This window comes from Acidocella sp. MX-AZ03, assembly GCF_027626035.1.
Taxonomy (GTDB): domain Bacteria; phylum Pseudomonadota; class Alphaproteobacteria; order Acetobacterales; family Acetobacteraceae; genus Acidocella; species Acidocella facilis.
Map to the genome: position 1 here is coordinate 2,542,004 of NZ_CP110774.1, position 15,437 is coordinate 2,557,440.

Annotated in this window: 15 protein-coding genes and 1 pseudogene; 10 read left to right on the top strand and 6 right to left on the bottom strand. The window is 65.8% G+C overall.

The features are described 5' to 3' along the window. Positions 1-41: 41 nt before the first annotated feature. Positions 42-1,691, top strand: a complete 1,650-nt coding sequence (locus GT370_RS14140; RefSeq protein WP_008493979.1) for a methyl-accepting chemotaxis protein — start codon at positions 42-44, stop codon at positions 1,689-1,691. Positions 1,692-1,751: 60 nt separating this feature from the next. On the opposite strand, the gene purF is transcribed toward GT370_RS14140, so the two are convergent. Next, positions 1,752-3,203, bottom strand: coding sequence for an amidophosphoribosyltransferase (gene purF / locus GT370_RS14145; protein WP_008493978.1), 1,452 nt, complete (start codon positions 3,201-3,203; stop codon positions 1,752-1,754). Between the two features lie 96 nt (positions 3,204-3,299). Next, a complete protein-coding gene (locus GT370_RS14150; protein ID WP_270183259.1) occupies positions 3,300-4,508 on the bottom strand; it encodes an aspartate aminotransferase family protein in 1,209 nt (402 codons plus the stop codon). A 354-nt stretch (positions 4,509-4,862) separates the two neighbouring features. Between GT370_RS14150 and lptF the strand changes: the two genes are divergently transcribed. The 7 genes from lptF (at position 4,863) to GT370_RS14185 (ending at position 12,126) form a co-directional block, all read left to right on the top strand. Beyond that, positions 4,863-5,855 (top strand): LPS export ABC transporter permease LptF, encoded by a 993-nt coding sequence (gene lptF, locus GT370_RS14155; protein ID WP_270183260.1) that lies wholly within the window; start codon positions 4,863-4,865, stop codon positions 5,853-5,855. 109 nt (positions 5,856-5,964) lie between these two features. Further along, positions 5,965-7,077 (top strand): LPS export ABC transporter permease LptG, encoded by a 1,113-nt coding sequence (lptG, locus tag GT370_RS14160; protein WP_008493975.1) that lies wholly within the window; start codon positions 5,965-5,967, stop codon positions 7,075-7,077. Between the two features lie 3 nt (positions 7,078-7,080). Continuing rightward, a complete protein-coding gene (locus GT370_RS14165) occupies positions 7,081-9,330 on the top strand; it encodes an LPS-assembly protein LptD (protein WP_008493974.1) in 2,250 nt (749 codons plus the stop codon). 103 nt (positions 9,331-9,433) lie between these two features. Next, on the top strand, positions 9,434-9,943 hold the full coding sequence (locus GT370_RS14170; RefSeq protein ID WP_270183261.1) for a SurA N-terminal domain-containing protein: 510 nt from the start codon (positions 9,434-9,436) through the stop codon (positions 9,941-9,943). Further along, complete coding sequence (locus GT370_RS14175) at positions 9,940-10,620, top strand: peptidylprolyl isomerase (protein ID WP_270183262.1); 681 nt, start codon at positions 9,940-9,942, stop codon at positions 10,618-10,620. The genes GT370_RS14170 and GT370_RS14175 overlap by 4 nt, the downstream gene beginning before the upstream one ends. Positions 10,621-10,626: 6 nt before the next feature. Continuing rightward, a complete protein-coding gene (locus GT370_RS14180) occupies positions 10,627-11,205 on the top strand; it encodes a YqaA family protein (protein WP_008493972.1) in 579 nt (192 codons plus the stop codon). A 147-nt stretch (positions 11,206-11,352) separates the two neighbouring features. Beyond that, a complete protein-coding gene (locus tag GT370_RS14185) occupies positions 11,353-12,126 on the top strand; it encodes a DeoR/GlpR family DNA-binding transcription regulator (protein WP_008493971.1) in 774 nt (257 codons plus the stop codon). A gap of 145 nt (positions 12,127-12,271) precedes the next feature. Here GT370_RS14185 and GT370_RS14190 read toward each other — a convergent pair whose 3' ends face one another. The 3 genes and pseudogenes from GT370_RS14190 to GT370_RS14200 form a co-directional block, all read right to left on the bottom strand. Continuing rightward, on the bottom strand, positions 12,272-12,883 hold the full coding sequence (locus GT370_RS14190) for a cytochrome c oxidase assembly protein (RefSeq protein ID WP_270183263.1): 612 nt from the start codon (positions 12,881-12,883) through the stop codon (positions 12,272-12,274). Then, on the bottom strand, positions 12,880-13,182 hold the full coding sequence (locus GT370_RS14195; RefSeq protein WP_270183264.1) for a hypothetical protein: 303 nt from the start codon (positions 13,180-13,182) through the stop codon (positions 12,880-12,882). Before GT370_RS14195 ends, GT370_RS14190 begins: the two co-directional genes overlap by 4 nt. After that, positions 13,175-13,665 (bottom strand): annotated as a pseudogene (locus GT370_RS14200) (Lrp/AsnC family transcriptional regulator). The gene GT370_RS14195 and the pseudogene GT370_RS14200 overlap by 8 nt, the downstream one beginning before the upstream one ends. A gap of 170 nt (positions 13,666-13,835) precedes the next feature. Here GT370_RS14200 and GT370_RS14205 point away from each other — a divergent pair. Beyond that, on the top strand, positions 13,836-14,120 hold the full coding sequence (locus GT370_RS14205; protein ID WP_270183265.1) for an NAD(P)-binding protein: 285 nt from the start codon (positions 13,836-13,838) through the stop codon (positions 14,118-14,120). Further along, positions 14,117-14,896 carry a hypothetical protein gene (locus tag GT370_RS14210; protein ID WP_270183266.1) on the top strand — a complete coding sequence of 260 codons (780 nt, stop codon included), beginning with the start codon at positions 14,117-14,119 and terminating at the stop codon, positions 14,894-14,896. Before GT370_RS14205 ends, GT370_RS14210 begins: the two co-directional genes overlap by 4 nt. A gap of 66 nt (positions 14,897-14,962) precedes the next feature. On the opposite strand, the gene ndk is transcribed toward GT370_RS14210, so the two are convergent. After that, positions 14,963-15,385, bottom strand: coding sequence for a nucleoside-diphosphate kinase (gene ndk / locus GT370_RS14215; RefSeq protein WP_008493965.1), 423 nt, complete (start codon positions 15,383-15,385; stop codon positions 14,963-14,965). Between the last annotated feature and the right edge of the window lie 52 nt (positions 15,386-15,437).

Sequence of the window (15,437 nt, forward strand, 5' to 3'; positions counted from 1 at the left end):
CGATTAAAATCAGCTGGAAACCCAACAAGGGGCCGCTTTGCATGCTATACGCTTTGATTTGTCTCGAACTTTTGGCTCTCGCCGCCGGGATTTGGTGGTGCAGGCGCCAGCGGCGGGATGATCTGCGCGCCCTCTCCAGGCTGGTGGCGGAGGCCACCGCCCGGCAGGCGGCGGTGCGCGCCCAGCTTGGGCTGGACCGCAATATCGATGCTCTGCGCGCCGCCCTGGCCCGGCTCGGCCCGCCCCAGCTGGCGGACGACAAGCTGTTTTTTGGCGAAACCTGCCTGCATGGGAATACCGAGATCGTCGATTCCATCCGCGCCGCCCATGGCGGCACCGCGACGATTTTCCTGCGCGATGAACGCATCGCCACCAATGTCACCCAGCCGAACGGGCAGCGGGCCATCGGCACCAGGCTCGCCCCCGGCCCGGCGCATCAGGCGCTATTCACCCGCAAAATCGCCTATCGGGGCGAGGCGCAGATCCTCGGCCAGGATTATTACAGCTATTATGAACCGCTGCTCGCCGCCGGCGAGGTGATCGGCGTGCTCTATGTCGGGGTGCTGAAAACCAGCGTGACCACGCAAAACCGTATGCCGGCGAGCTTCGCCGGCGGCCTTGCCCTGCTGGGACGGCTGAATGAGGCGGCCGCCGCCGATACGCTTGCGGCGGTTGAGCAACGGCAGAGCTACGAGGACCAGCGGCGCCTCGCCGAGGACGAGCAGCGCTGCGCCGCCGCCGCGCAGGGTGAAGCGCTGCACGCCCTCTCCGAAGGCTTGGCGGCCATGGCGAAAGGCCGCCTTGGCCACCGCGTGACCACCAGGCTGGCGGCCGCGTTCGAGGGCGTGCGGGCGGATCTCAATCAGGCCTTCGAAACCTTCGCGCAGGCCATGCAGGCGATCCAGGCCGGGGCGGACGAGGTCTCCGGCGGGGCCCGGGAGATCATGCAGGCCTCGGAGGATCTATCCCAGCGGACCGAGCGCCAGGCCGCGACGCTGGAGCAGACCGCGGCGGCGCTCAATGAGATCAACGGCTCGGTGCAGAGCACCGCCGCCTTCGTCGCCCAGACCCAGGGGCTAGCCACCGGCGCGCGCGATCATGCGGATCAATCCGGCCAGGTGCTGCGCCAGGCCACCGCGGCGATGCAACGGATCGAAGACGCCTCCGCCAGGATCACCGAAATCATCGGGGTCATCGATGAAATCGCCTTCCAGACCAATTTGCTGGCGCTCAATGCCGGGGTGGAGGCGGCGCGCGCCGGCGAGGCGGGGCGCGGCTTTGCCGTGGTCGCCACCGAAATCCGCAGCCTCGCCCAGCGCTCCGCCGATGCCTCCAAGGAGATCAAGGCGCTGATCGCCAATGCCGGCGCCGAGGTGGAAACCGGCGTCAGGCTGGTGCGCGACGTGAACGGGCTGATGGGGCATATCGTCGACGAGGTGAAGCAGATCGACCAGGCGGTGCAGGATATTTCCGGCAAAACCGTGCAGCAGGCGGCGAGCCTGCGCGAGGTCAGCAGCGCGGTGACCGATCTGGACCAGGTGACCCAGCAAAATGCCGCCATGGTGGAGGAAGCGACGGCGGTGATCCACACGCTGGAAGCGCAGGCGAAACAGCTGAACGGCCTGCTGCTGCAGTTCGAGCTCTCAGCGCCCGCGCCCGCCGCCCGCCGCCAGCTTGCGCATGCGCGCTAGCTTTTTGTTCGAGGGAGCAACGTTATCCGACCAAACGAATCCGTTTGATCGGATGCTGCTCTAGCTGAGTTCGGCCAGCAGGCTGGGTCGCGCCTCGCGGGTCTCGGCATTGTCGGTCAGCGAGATCGGATAATCGCCGGTAAAGCAGGCATCGCAGAAGGCGGGCGCCGCCGGGTCGCGGCCTTCCTTGCCCAGCGCCTTGTAGAGCCCGTCGATGGAGATGAAGGCGAGGCTGTCGACGCCGATCAGCCTGGCCATCTCTTCCACGGAATTGCGCGCCGCCAGCAGCTTGCCGCGCTCGGGCGTGTCGATGCCGTAGAAGCAGGAATGGGTGGTCGGCGGGCCGGCGATGCGCATATGCACCTCCTTCGCCCCGGCCTGGCGCACCATCGCCACGATTTTCTGGCTGGTGGTGCCGCGCACGATGGAATCATCCACCAGCACCACGCTCTTGCCTTCGATCATGGCACGGTTGGCCGAATGTTTGAGCCGCACGCCAAGATGGCGGATCTGATCCGTCGGCTCGATGAAGGTGCGACCGACATAATGGTTGCGGATGATGCCGAGTTCAAAGGGAATCCCCGCCGCCTCGGCGAAGCCCATGGCGGAGGGCACGCCGGAATCGGGCACCGGCACCACCACATCGGCCTTGGCCGGAGCCTCCAGCGCCAGCTGCGCGCCGATCTTCTTGCGCGCGGTATAGACGGAGTTGCCTTCCATGATCGAATCAGGGCGGGCGAAATAGATATATTCAAACACGCAGAAGCGCGGCTTGGTCGGCGCGAAAGGCTTGATGCTCTGCACGCCGCTATCATCGATCAGCACGATCTCGCCGGGGTCGATGTCGCGCACGAACTCGGCGCCGACGATATCGAGGCCGCAGCTCTCGGAGGCCAGCACCCAGCCCGGCTTGCCATCCGCGCCGGAGAGCTTGCCCAGCACCAGCGGGCGCACGCCCAGCGGGTCGCGCACGCCGATCAGCTGCTCATTGGTCAGCGCCACCAGCGAATAGGCGCCGATCACCTGCTTGATCGCATCGATCAGCCGGTCGACCACATTGGCATAGAGCGAAATCGCGATCAGATGCACGAACACTTCCGAGTCCATGGTGGACTGGAACAGGCAGCCCCGGCGGGTGAGCGCCTTGCGCAGCGTATGCGCGTTGGTGAGGTTGCCGTTATGGCCAACGGCGAAGCCGCCGAACTCGAATTCCGCGAACAAAGGCTGCACATTGCGCAGCACGGTGTCGCCGGTGGTGGCGTAGCGGTTATGGCCGATGGCGCGCGCCCCGGGCAGCCCCGCCATCACCTTGGCATCGCCGTAATTATCGCCGACCAGGCCGAGGCCCTTATGCGAATGAAAGCGCACGCCGTCATGGGTGACGATGCCGGTCGCCTCCTGGCCGCGATGCTGCAGCGCATGCAGCCCGAGCGCCGTGATCGCCGCCGCATCCGCCACATTCCAGGCGCCGAAAACGCCGCACTCCTCATGCGGCTTGTCATCGTCAATCATAGAAGTCCCGCCTTGCTGATCCCGCGCTCCAACTAGCGATGTGACAGCCAGATGTCGAGGCATCGGCACGCATAGGCGCACCCCGGCCGGTGCGGCTCAGCCCATCGCCGCGAGCACGGCGCGGAATTTTTCCAGGAAAAGATCCAGCTGCCCCAGGCTGATACAGAGCGGCGGGCAGAGTTTCAACGTCTGCCCGTGGACGCCGCCAATGCCGAGCAGCACGAAATTCTGCCGCATCATATTGACGATCTGCCGCGCCCCGGCGGGGTCCGGCTCGCCATTTTCCGGATTGGCGATGTCCACGCCCAGAATCAGCCCGGCCCCGCGCACCATGTCGACGCGCATGAAACTCTTCGCCAGGCTGTTCAGGCCGCGACGCAGATGCTCCCCGGCGCGGGCGGCATGGCGCAGCAGCCCCTCCTCGGCGATCGTCTCCAGCACCGCCTGTCCGGCCGCGGCGGCAACCGGATTGGCGCCGAAACTGGCGAAAAACGGCGCCTCCTCGGCGGCACGGGTCAAATAATCCGGCCGGGTGAGCATGGCGCCGGACGGGTAGCCATTGCCCAGGGCGCGGCCGAGCACGACGATATCCGGCACCATCTCATGCCGGGCAAATCCCCACATGACGCCGCCCACGCGGCCAAATCCGGCACGGCCCTCATCGGCGATGAACAGGCCGCCGGCAGCCCGCACCGCCTCCGCCGCCTCGGCCAGAAAGCCCGGCGGATCGGTAAAGACGCCATCGGAGGCGAAAACGCTGTCCACCACCAGCGCCGCCACGCCGGCACCGCTGGCGGCCAGGCTCTGCGCCGCCTCACGCACCTGCGCCGCGAACCAGGCCGACAATTTCTGGTTGCCGGCCATCGCCAGGTTGGGGGCCGGAATGGTGCGCACATAGGTCGGCAGGCCGCGCGGCGCGAAGAGCGGCGAGATCTCCGCCGCCGCGCTGGTGCGTCCATGGCTGGCGCCGCTCGTGACGATGACCCCCTGCCGGCCGGTCACCAGCCGGGCCGTGCGCAGCGCCAGATCCATCGCCTCGCTGCCGGAATTGGTCATCACCACATTGTCCAGCGGCGCGGGAAACAGCGTCAGCAGCCTTTCGGCGTAGCCATCGACCAGATCGTGCAGATAACGGGTCTGCACGTTCAGCCGCGCGGTCTGCGCCGCCACGGCGGAGGCGACATCCGGGTTACCATGCCCGACCAGCACGCCCTTGGCGTGAAAATCCAGATAAGGCTGGCCGGCGACATCGAACAACAGCGCGCCATCGCCGCGCACGATCTCCACCGGCTTGTCGTAATGCAAGGCGGCGGGGAGCCGAAGCGGCGCAGCCGGGCCTGGAGGCGGCCGGCCTGCGCCTCCATATCATCCGTCGGCGCCAGGCGCGGACGCGCAAGCGCCTTCACCCGTGCCATAACGCAACCTTAAGTGTTGGACCTGTCACAACCCCGCAAACTCCGCCATCCGTCAGATAAACCGCGGACGTGCCCGCACAGCACATTATTTCGCCACCTTATTGCATTGTGGTAAATACAACGATTTTTTGTGGCATGTGCAAAGCAAAATTTTGCCGTTTCCTGACTGTTTTGTCACGGCATGTTCCAACCGCAACACCCAGTCTTGCCATTGCCCCCGCGCCCGGCCAGAGATGCAGCCGAGATGCAAGCCTTGCCCTTCCTCCACCGACTGGACCGTTATGTGCTGAGCCAGCTGGCGCTGGCGCTGGCGCTGGTCACCACCGGCCTGGTGGCGCTGATCTGGCTGACCCAGTCGCTGCGCTTCATCCAGATCATCGTCAGCCACGGGCTTTCCCCGTTCGTGTTCGTGAAGCTGACGGCGCTGCTGGTGCCGAGCTTCCTCTCCACCATCCTGCCGATCACCTGCTTCATCGTGGTGCTGTTCATCTATGTCCGGCTCTCCGGCGACCGTGAACTGACCATCATGCGCGGCATCGGCCTGTCGGACCTCAAGCTCGCCCGCCCGGCGCTGGCGCTGGCGCTGGCGGTGACGCTGCTGGGCTATGGGCTGAGCCTGGGCGTGGTGCCGGCCACCTTATCCACCTTCCGCACCTATCAGTACGAGATCCGCAACCAGATCGCCGCCTTCCTGCTGGAGCCCGGGGTCTTCACCCCGGTTTCGGCGAATATCATGGTCTATGTGCAATCCCGCGATCCGGCCGGCGGGCTCAAGGGCATCATCATCGAGGATAACCGCGACCCCAACGCCCCGGCGACCATCCTGGCGCGCACCGGCGAGCTGCTCACCACCGCGCAAGGCCCGGTGGTGGTGCTGGAAAATGGCTCACGCGAGCAGATCGACCCGAAGACCGGCCAGCTGGACATGCTGACCTTCGAGCGCAACACGCTGTCCCTGGCCCAGGCCGCGCGGGCGGGCGGGCCGGTGGATAACGACGCCGCGGAGGAACCTCTGGGCGCGCTGCTGCACCCGCCCGCGACAATGGAGGCCGGGGACCGCGCGAAATGGATCGTCGAGGCGCAGCGCCGCCTCACCGCCCCGCTCTCCACCCTCGGCTATACGCTGGTGGCGCTGGTGGCCGCCCTTGGCGGCACCTTCCGCCGCCATGGCGGCATTACCCGCATCATCGGCGCCGTGGTCATCGTCACCGCCCTGGTGGCGCTGGGCTGGGGGTGAACAATCTCGCCGCCCGTAACCTCGCCTTGCTACCGTTGATCTGGGTCTGGGCGGTCATTCCCGGGCTGGTCTCGCTCTATCTGCTGCTGCGCCAGGGTGCGCCGCGGGCATGAGGTTTCCGCTCACGCTGTCCTGGTATTTCGGCCGGCATTTCGCCACCGCCGTGCTGGCGATGACCGCCGGGCTCACCGGGCTGGTCGCCTTGTTCGATTTTCTGGAGCTGCTGCGCGAATCCGCCACCGCGCCGGCCGCCAGCTTCGGTATCATCCTGGAAATCGAAGCGCTGCGATTGCCGTGGAGCATGATGCAGATCATGCCCTTCGCGGTGCTGCTGGGCGGCATCTACGCCTTCTGGCGCCTGGCCCGCTCCTCCGAGCTGGTGGTGGCGCGCGCCGCCGGCATCTCCGCCTGGCAGTTCCTCTCCACCCCGGTGCTGGCGGCCTGCGCGCTCGGGCTGGTCTGCACCACCCTGGTCAGCCCGCTTTCAGCGCTGATGTATGGGCGCGGCGAGCAGATCTATAACGCCTATCTGAAACCCTCCGGCGGCCCGCTTTCGCTGAATGGCGGCTCGCTCTGGGTGCGCCAGACCGATAGCGGGCTGGTGCCCGGCGGCATCGCCGTGCTGCACGCGAACGATGTGACGCTGAAGGGCCGCGAGCTGGCGGCCGACCAGGTCTCGATCCTGCGGCTTGACCCGCAGACCAGCCTGCTGGAACGGCTGGAGGCGCGCAGCGCCACCCTCTCCAGCGGCAACTGGGCGCTGAAAAACGTCTCGGTGCTGAAACCCGACCAGGCCCCGCAGCTGGTGGCGGAGATGAATTTCCCCACGGACCTCACCGTCAACCGGGTGCAGGAAAGCTTCGCCTCGCCCAACGCCCTCTCCTTCTGGGCGTTGCCGGGCTTCATCCATCTGCTCAAGCGCTCCGGCTTCTCCGCCACCCAGCATGAGCTGGCCTTCCAGACGTTGCTGGCCCTGCCGCTGCTCTGCGCCACCATGGCGCTGGTCGCGGCGGGATTTTCCATGCGCCCCTCGCGGCGCGGCGGGGCGGGAACCATGCTGGTCTCCGGCGTGAGTTTCGGATTCGCCCTGTTCATGATCTCCGAGGTCGCCAACCAGTTCGGCACCTCCGGCGCCATCCCCGTCAGCCTCGCCGCCTGGGCCCCGGCGCTGGCCGGATTGTTTTTGGCGCTTGCCTTGTTGCTGCATCTGGAAGATGGCTGAACCATGACCCGCACCGGCAAGTTTCTGCTCCTGCTCGCCACCACCGCTCTGAGCGGCGCCGCCGCCACGGCCCTCGGTGGTTCCGCGCTCGCCCAATCCATCGGCACGCTCGCCACCGGCTCATCCGCCTCCGGGGACAAGAACGCCCCGGTGAGCTTCACCGCCGACAGCCTGTCCTATGACAAAACCGGCAAGATTATCACCGCCACCGGCCATGTCGTCGCCATCCAGAACGACCAGACCCTGCATGCCGACAAGGTGACGATCAACCGCGCCACCGATGTCGTCACCGCCGACGGCCATGTGGTGCTGACCCAGCCGGACGGCAGCAATACCGTCTATGCCGAGCATGTGGTGCTCTCGCACAACATGAAGGACGGGGTGATGGAAGCGGTGGCCGCAAGGCTGGCGCAGAATGCCCGCATCATCGCCAATGGCGGCCGGCGCTACGATGCCAAGCTCGATGAGCTGTCGAAGCCGGTCTATTCCGCCTGCGATCTCTGCAAGAGCGATCCCCGCTCACCCCCGACCTGGGCGATCCGCGCCGCCAGCGCCACCCGCGACCTCGAACATAAAATGATCGAGTTCCGCGACGCCACGCTGCTGATGAAGGGCATCCCGGTGTTCTGGCTGCCTTATCTGTCCGAGCCCGACCCCTCGGTGAAACGCCAGAGCGGCTTCCTGATCCCCAGCGGCGGCGCCACCTCGCAGCTCGGCGCCTTCGCGGTCATCCCCTATTATCTCACCCTGGGCAAAACCGCCGATGTCACCCTCACCCCGGTGCTGGCCACCAAGCAGGGCCCGGCGCTGAAGGCGCATTTCCGCGAGGCCTTCAACCAGGGCTATCTCGATGTGAAACTCTCCGGCGGCCAGGATCGCGGCGAATTCGGCGACAGCGTCTTCGCCAACGGCACCTTCGATCTGAACCAGAACTGGCGCGCCGGCTTCTCCTACAACCGCGCCTCCAACCCGCAATATCTCGACGATTTCTCGATCCTGCCCAACGCCTCCTATCTGGAAAGCAACGTCTTCCTGGAGGGCTTCACCACCAGCTCCTATGCGCGGATCGATGCGCAGACCTATCAGGGGCTGGTCGCCTCGGTGAATCAAAGCGAGCTGCCGATCGTCGGGCCCTATGCGCAGTATCATTACGTCTCGCCGCCGAGCGGTCCGCTGAACGGCACGCTGAAGATTGACACCAGCTTCTTCAACGTGATGCGCGATGTCGGCACCAATACCCGCCGCCTCGCCTTCATCCCGTCCTATTCCGTGCCCTTCACCTTGCCGGCCGGCATCATCGGCACCGCGCGGCTGCAGCTGGACGCCGCCTATTACAATGCCGACAAGCTGAACCAGCAGCCCAACTACAGCGAGGACCAGCAGGCCAGCATTGGCCGCGCCCAGCCTTACGGCGCGGTGATGCTACGTTGGCCCTTGATGCGCCCGACCGCGCGCTGGGGCAGCCAGCTGATCGAGCCGATCGTGCAGCTCGTCGCCTCGCCGAATATCGGCATTTCGCAGAATGACCGCATCCCGAACGAGGACAGCCTGGATCTGGAATTCTCGGACGCCAACCTGTTCGCGCTCAACCGCTATCCCGGGATCGACCGGCTGGAAGGCGGCTCGCGGGTGGATTACGCCATGCATGCCGCCTGGTATCTGCCCGGCGGCATGACGCTGGACGGGCTGATCGGCCAGTCCTACCGCTTCCACAAGGATTCGGTCTATCTCCCCGCCTCCGGCCTGACCGACAATGCCTCGGACATCGTCGCCCGCGCCGTGGTGGCGCCGACCAGCTGGTTCAACATCACCTATCGCGGCCGCTTCTCGCATACGAGCCTGGGCAACCGGATGACCGATGTCACCGCGAATGTCGGCCCGGCCAGGCTGCGCGTCTCCGGCGGCTATCTCTATACCAGCACCAACCCTTACGCGCTGTACGACAATACCGTGCTGGGCGAGGTGGACACGCTGAACCCGCCCGCCGCCTATTTCACCCCGCGCCAGGAAGCGACGCTGAACGTCTCCAGCCAGGTCGGCCAATGGAACCTCTCCGGCGGCGGCCAGCGCAACCTGAAAACCGGGAAGTTTGACGTCGTCAATGCCGATATCGGCTGGCAGAATGACTGTTTCGGCGTCAACCTGCTGTTCTATAAGCGCTTCACCTCTTTCAACCTGGACAATGGCAGCACCGCGGTGCTCCTGCAGTTCAATTTCAAAACCCTTGGAACCGTCGGATTCAACGCCCTATGAAATTCCTGCTCCGCGCCGCTCTTCTCGCCACGGTCTGCACCGCCCCGGCCTTGGCCCAACCGGCCCCGCCCCGGCGCCCATCGCGGCCCCCGGTGCCGTCGGCATGGCCGCCGTGGTCAATGGCCAGGTCATCACCACCCAGGATGTCGCCGCGCGCGCCCAGCTGCTGGCCCTGACCATGGGCATCCACCCGACGCCGGATCTCATCGCCCGCCTCGCCCCGCAAGTGACCAAGCAGCTGATCGACCAGACCCTGCAGCAGCAGGAGATCGACAAGCTCAACATCAATGTCTCCGATGAGGAGGTGGAAAACGCCATCTCCAATATCGAGAAGGGCAACGGCATGGCGCCGGGCGGGCTGCAGAGCAAGCTGGAAGCAGCCGGGGTGCCCTATTCCACCCTGCTGGCGCAGATCCGCACCTCGCTCGGCTGGCAGCAGGTGCTGCACAAGGTGCTGGGCCCAGGGCTGCAGCCCACCCCCGGCGACCTGGCGGCACAGAAGACCGCCTTGCAGGCCAGCCTTGGCGCCACCCAATATCATCTCGCCGAAATCTTCATCCCGTCACCGACCCCAGCGACGAGGCCCCGGCCGAGACTTTCGCCAACACCGTGATCGCGCAGCTGCATAAGGGCGCGCCCTTCCCGATCGTCGCGGCGCAGTTCTCCCAGGCACAAACCGCCCTCGCCGGCGGCGATGAAGGCTTCGTGCAGCTCAGCCAGCTCGACCCGCAGGTGGCGGCGACGGTGAAGATCATGCCCATCGGCGCGATCTCCAACCCGATCCGCGTGCCCGGCGGCTTCGAGATCGTGCAGCTGATCGCCAAGCATGACGAGGGCGACGCGCTGCAGACCATCCTGGATATGCGCCAGGCCTATGGGCAATATCCGCAGCCCATCAGCGGCGGCCAGCTTGGCCCGGCGCAGATCAGTTTCATCAACGCCTTCATGGCCAAGGCGCAGCAGGCCAAGAGCTGCGCCGCGGTGGAAGCGCTGAATGCGTCTTACGGCAATGTGCATCCGGCCAATCCCGGCCCGGTCAATCTCGCCACCGTCACTCCGCCGGCCTTCCAGCAGATTCTCGCCAATCTGCCGCTGAACACGCTGAGCCGCCCGCTGGTGGAAGCCGCCGGCGTCTCGGTGGTGATGATCTGCAACCGCACCCAGGAAAAGGCCCAGCTGCCGCCGGACGATCAGATCGCCAACATGATCGTGGACCGGCGGGTGCAGCTGGAATCCGAGCAGATGATGGACCAGCTGCGCCACCGCTCCGTGATCCTGCAGAGCAACTGATCCGGCATGCTGCGTCGGCTTTATGACTGGGCGCTGGATCTCAGCGCCCGCCCGCTGGCCCCGCTCTGGCTGTTTCTGGTGGCGATGGCGGAGGCCAGCGTTTTCCCGTTGCCGCCGGATGTGCTGCTGATCCCGATGGCGCTGGCGAAGCCGCGCCGGGCCCTGCTGTTCGCCGCGATCGCGACGCTGGGCAGCGTGCTGGGCGGCGCCATCGGCTATGCGCTGGGCTATGCGCTGTTCGTCAAGCTGGCGCAGCCGATCATTCATTTCTACCATTACGATGCCGCCTTCGCGGCCTTTCAGCAGAAATTCGCCACCTACGGGGCGGCGATCATTCTGGTGAAAGGTCTCACGCCGATTCCCTATAAAATCGTCACCATCGCCGCCGGAGCGGCGAAGTTCAATTTCTGGCTGTTCATGGGGCTGAGCCTGATCACGCGCGGCGTCCGCTTCTTTCTGGAGGCGATTCTGCTGCGCCTGTTCGGCGATCCAGCACGGGTTTTCATTGAAAAACGGCTCGGATTGTTAACGGCCCTGTTCGCGATCATCCTTGTTGGCGGTTTTTTAATTCTCAAATTCGCGTGATCCGATGAGGGATTTGGGTATTTTCCCCCAGCTCGTCTTAATTATTGAGACGGCCTAACAAGAGCCAGGGAAATTTATTGTAATTCCAATATTTGCATAATTCCGACTCAGCAATCATACTAACACGCAATCTCAGCGAGTGATGGAATGAGGCAGGAGAAGCGAGACCGGCAAGCCAAGATTCTCGACGCGCTCGGCCAAGCTCCCAGCCTGCGCGTGGCCGAGTTGGCATCGTCCTTGCAGGTCTCAACCGAAACCATTCGCCGGGATCTGGATGAGCTGACCGAGGCCGGGCTGCTCAACCGCACCTATGGCGGCGCGGTACGCCCGCAGGGCAGCGAGCCCGGCATCGCCGAACGCAAGCTGATCAATCTGCAGGAACGCCGGCGCATCGCGCAGGCCGCCACCAGGCTCGTGGGGGATGCGCGCTCCCTGCTGCTGGGCAGCGGCGCCACGGTCGAGCATGTGGCCCGCGAAATTGCCGCGCGGCTCGACAATATCATGGTCACCACCCATTCCTGCGGCGTCGCCGCGGCGCTTGCCAGCAACAGCTCGATCGAGGTGATGCTGATCCCCGGCCTCTATCATGCCGCGGAAGCCTGCGTGTTCGGCGGCCATGCCATCGTCTTTCTGCAAAATCTCTATGCCGACTATGTCATTCTCGGCGCCAGCGGCGTGGATCAGGACGGGCCGAACAACGCCCTGGCGGAAACCGCGGCGGTGAACGCCGCCATGCTCGGGCACAGCGCCAAATCCATCGTCGTGGCGGACCAAGGCAAGTTCAACCAGCAATTCGCCACACGCTATGCCAGCTGGACGCAGATCGGCACGCTGGTGACCGACGCCACGCCGCCCGAAAATCTGGCGAGCAGCCTGAACAGCCATAATGTCCGGCTGCTGGTGACGGCGGAAACCGGTTAGGAGCCATATGTGAAAAAAAGCGGCACCAAAGAACTTTGGGGCTGTTCCAGATCTTCATTCATCTGGCCATTATCACGGCCCTTCAAGGCGTTGAAGGTAGAAGCCTGACACTTATCTGGGATAGCCCCAAAATTTTTATTTTATCTCAGCGCCCGGTCCATTTCGCCTCATAGATCTTCGCCCCCTTCGGCGCCTCGATCGTCGCATCCAGCTTCATCTCCGCCAGCCGCAGCGCATTCAGCGTGATGATCAGCGCCGCCACATTCATCATGCCCGAGGGGATCCATTCGATGATCCCGCCCAGCATCTGGTCATGGGCGGAAGAGATGGTCGGGAACAGCCGCCCGCACAGCTCATAGAAGGAGAACAGATCCCGCCCGGTCAGCGCGATATAGGCGCCGATGGCGATTTGCGGAAACATCACGAAAAACCCGGTGCCCGCCCGGGTGAGGTAAGAGAACCGGCAAGGCGGCTGCGGGCGCGGGTCCAGCACCACCATCCAGAACAGCACCCCGCCGGCGAGGCAGGAGAGATTCATCACCCCATACAGAAACGGGTCGATCATCGCGGCGAAATGCACGTCTGGGATCAGCCAGATATCGGCGCTGAGCAGAAACACCGCCATCGCCGCCAGCGGGTGGGTAAGCGGGCGCAAAGGCCGCCAGAGCCGGCGCGCGGCGGCCACAACCCAGCCCGGCGCGCCCGCCGCCAGCACCGCCCCCGGCCAGGAAATGCCGGCGCAGAAAGGCGCGATCATCCCAGCATCAGCGCCTGGGCGCGGTTGAGGAAGAACATATGCTGGGCGAGATATTCGAAATGCGTCTGCAGCACGAACCAAGTGCCGAGCAGCCCCAGCCAGAAAAACCCCTGCCGCACGCGCCCGGGCGTTTCCGCCAGCCGGCGCAGCCCGCGCCAGTACCAGAGGCCAAGCAGCAGGCAGCCGAGAAAGACGATCGGGTTGAAGACGAAGGGCAGCAGAAACGGCAGCTCGGCCGGGATATAGGCGCACATCCCCCCCACCAGCAGCGTGAGGAGGATGAGCCCCGCCTCAGCCATGCAGCCGGTCCATCGGCACGCCGGAGAGGGCGCGGCTGGTGCGGATGGTCTGCAGCGTCTGCACCCGGGCCACGGTGGGGCGTTGGTCAGGCGCTGGGTCAGCTGGTTTTCATGCGCCGCATCCCGCGCCACCAGTTTCAGCAGGAAATCCCCGCCGCCGCGGATCATGTGGCACTCGCGCACCTCCGGCCAGCCGGCGACGAATGCCTCGAACGCCTCCAGCACCGAAAGTTTCTGGCTCTCCAGCCCGACGACGACGAAGAAGGCGATCTGCCAGCCCAGCTTATGGCCGTCGGTGTCGGCATGGTAGCCTTTGATATAGCCGGCCTCCTCCAGCCGGCGCACCCGGCGCAGGCAGGGCGGGGGCGAGATGCCGGCCCGCCTGGCCAGCTCGACATTGGTCATGCGCCCATCCTCCTGCAATTCCGCGAGGATCTTGCGGTCGATTTCATCGAGGATGAGGGCGTCGGTCTCGGTCTGCATGCATAATCCGGGTCAGGTTTCACGCAATATAATTGCGTTCATCTATTTGGCCATGGGCAGTTTCGCTTTTCAACCAATGCCGGGCGGAAATCCGCCGCTTGGTTGACGCCGCGCGGCAAACCGGGCCCTGATGGCGGCATGGGCATGATGACACAAAGCGCGCAAAGCCGATGATCGACGCCGCCATCATCGGCGCCGGAGAGGCCGGAGTCGCGGCGGCGCAGCGGCTGCAGGCGCGCGGGGTGCGGCGGATCCTGCTGCTGGAGCGCCGTGGCGCGGTGGCCCTGCCGCGGCCTCTGCCAGGGGTAGAGTTGCGGCTGGGGCATGAGGTGCGGGCCCTGGATCCCAACGGTGGGCTGGAGATCGCGGCGCCGGACGGGCCAACCCGGCTGCGCGCCCGGCGCGTGCTGCTGGCGATGGGCGCACGCCAGGAGCCGCCCTGGCCGGGGCGGTGACGCTCGATGCGCTCACCCCCGGCGCACTGCCGTTCCAGCGCCCGGCGCTTCTCGGCCTCTCGCCGCGCGCCCCGGAGGCGCTGGCGCTCTGTGCCCGTCTCGGCCTGCGCCCGGCGGGACTGCTGGCCAGCACGGCGGGGGAGCGCGCTGCGTTGGGGCTAAAAATCGCAGCGCTACGATACCGGATCAGGCTGGTCGAGACGCGCTGGCCGGAGCGGGCCGAAGCCGGCCCAATAATCGAAACGCTACGATTATCGGATGGCGGCAGCCTGGCCTGCGATGGCGTGTTGCTCTCCGGCTGCTGGGTGGCGGAGGCCGGTCTGGCCCGGCAGAGCCATCTCGGCTGGGACGCCTCCGGGCTGATCCAGGACCAATATGGCCGCTGCACCGACCCCGCCTTTTTCGCCGCCGGGGATGTGGTGGAACAGGTGCCCGGGCAGGGCGATGCCGCCGGGGCGGGGCACCTGGTCGGCGATTATATCGCGGATGATCTGGAAGGCGGGCTGCCCTCCTGGGAGGGCGGGCTGGCGGTTCTGCCCGGCGACGGGGTGGCGCGGGTCACACCGCAGATGCTGGCGCATGTGGTGCCGCTGCGCGGGCGGCTGCTGGTGCATCCGGTGGCGCCCGTGAAGGGGCTGCTGCGCATCCTGGCTGGGGAGGCGGTGCTGTATCGGCGCTGGGTGACGCTGCGGCCGGGGCAGCGTTTGGCGATTGATCTGCACGGGCTGAAAACCCCGCCCGACGATGCGCGGCTGACGGTTGAGATCAGGCCCTGACCTCAGCCATGAAAAAACCCGCCGGGAGACCCCGGCGGGTTTTGTAGACATCAGCCTGAAGGCTGATTACGCGACGATCTCGATCGCGGCGAAGAAGAAGGAGATTTCCTGCGCGGCGGCTTCCGGGCTGTCGGAGCCGTGCACGGAGTTCGCCTCGATCGACTCGGCGAATTCCTTGCGGATGGTGCCGGGCTCGGCGTTCGCCGGGTTGGTGGCGCCCATGATCTCGCGGTTCTTGGCGATGGCGTTCTCACCCTGCAGCACCTGCGCCACCACCGGGCCGGAGATCATGAAGGAGACCAGATCATTGAAGAACGGGCGGGCGGCATGCACGGCATAGAACGCCTCGGCCTGGGCCTTGGTCAGGTGCAGGCGCTTGGAGGCGGCGATGGTCAGGCCGGCCTCTTCGAACTTGGCGTTGATCTTGCCGGTCAGGTTGCGGCGGGTCGCGTCCGGCTTGATGATGGAGAGGGTGCGCTCAGTGGCCATGATACTCGCTTTCCTAAAGGATGTTGCGCGCGCAATAGCCGGGCGGCCCAGG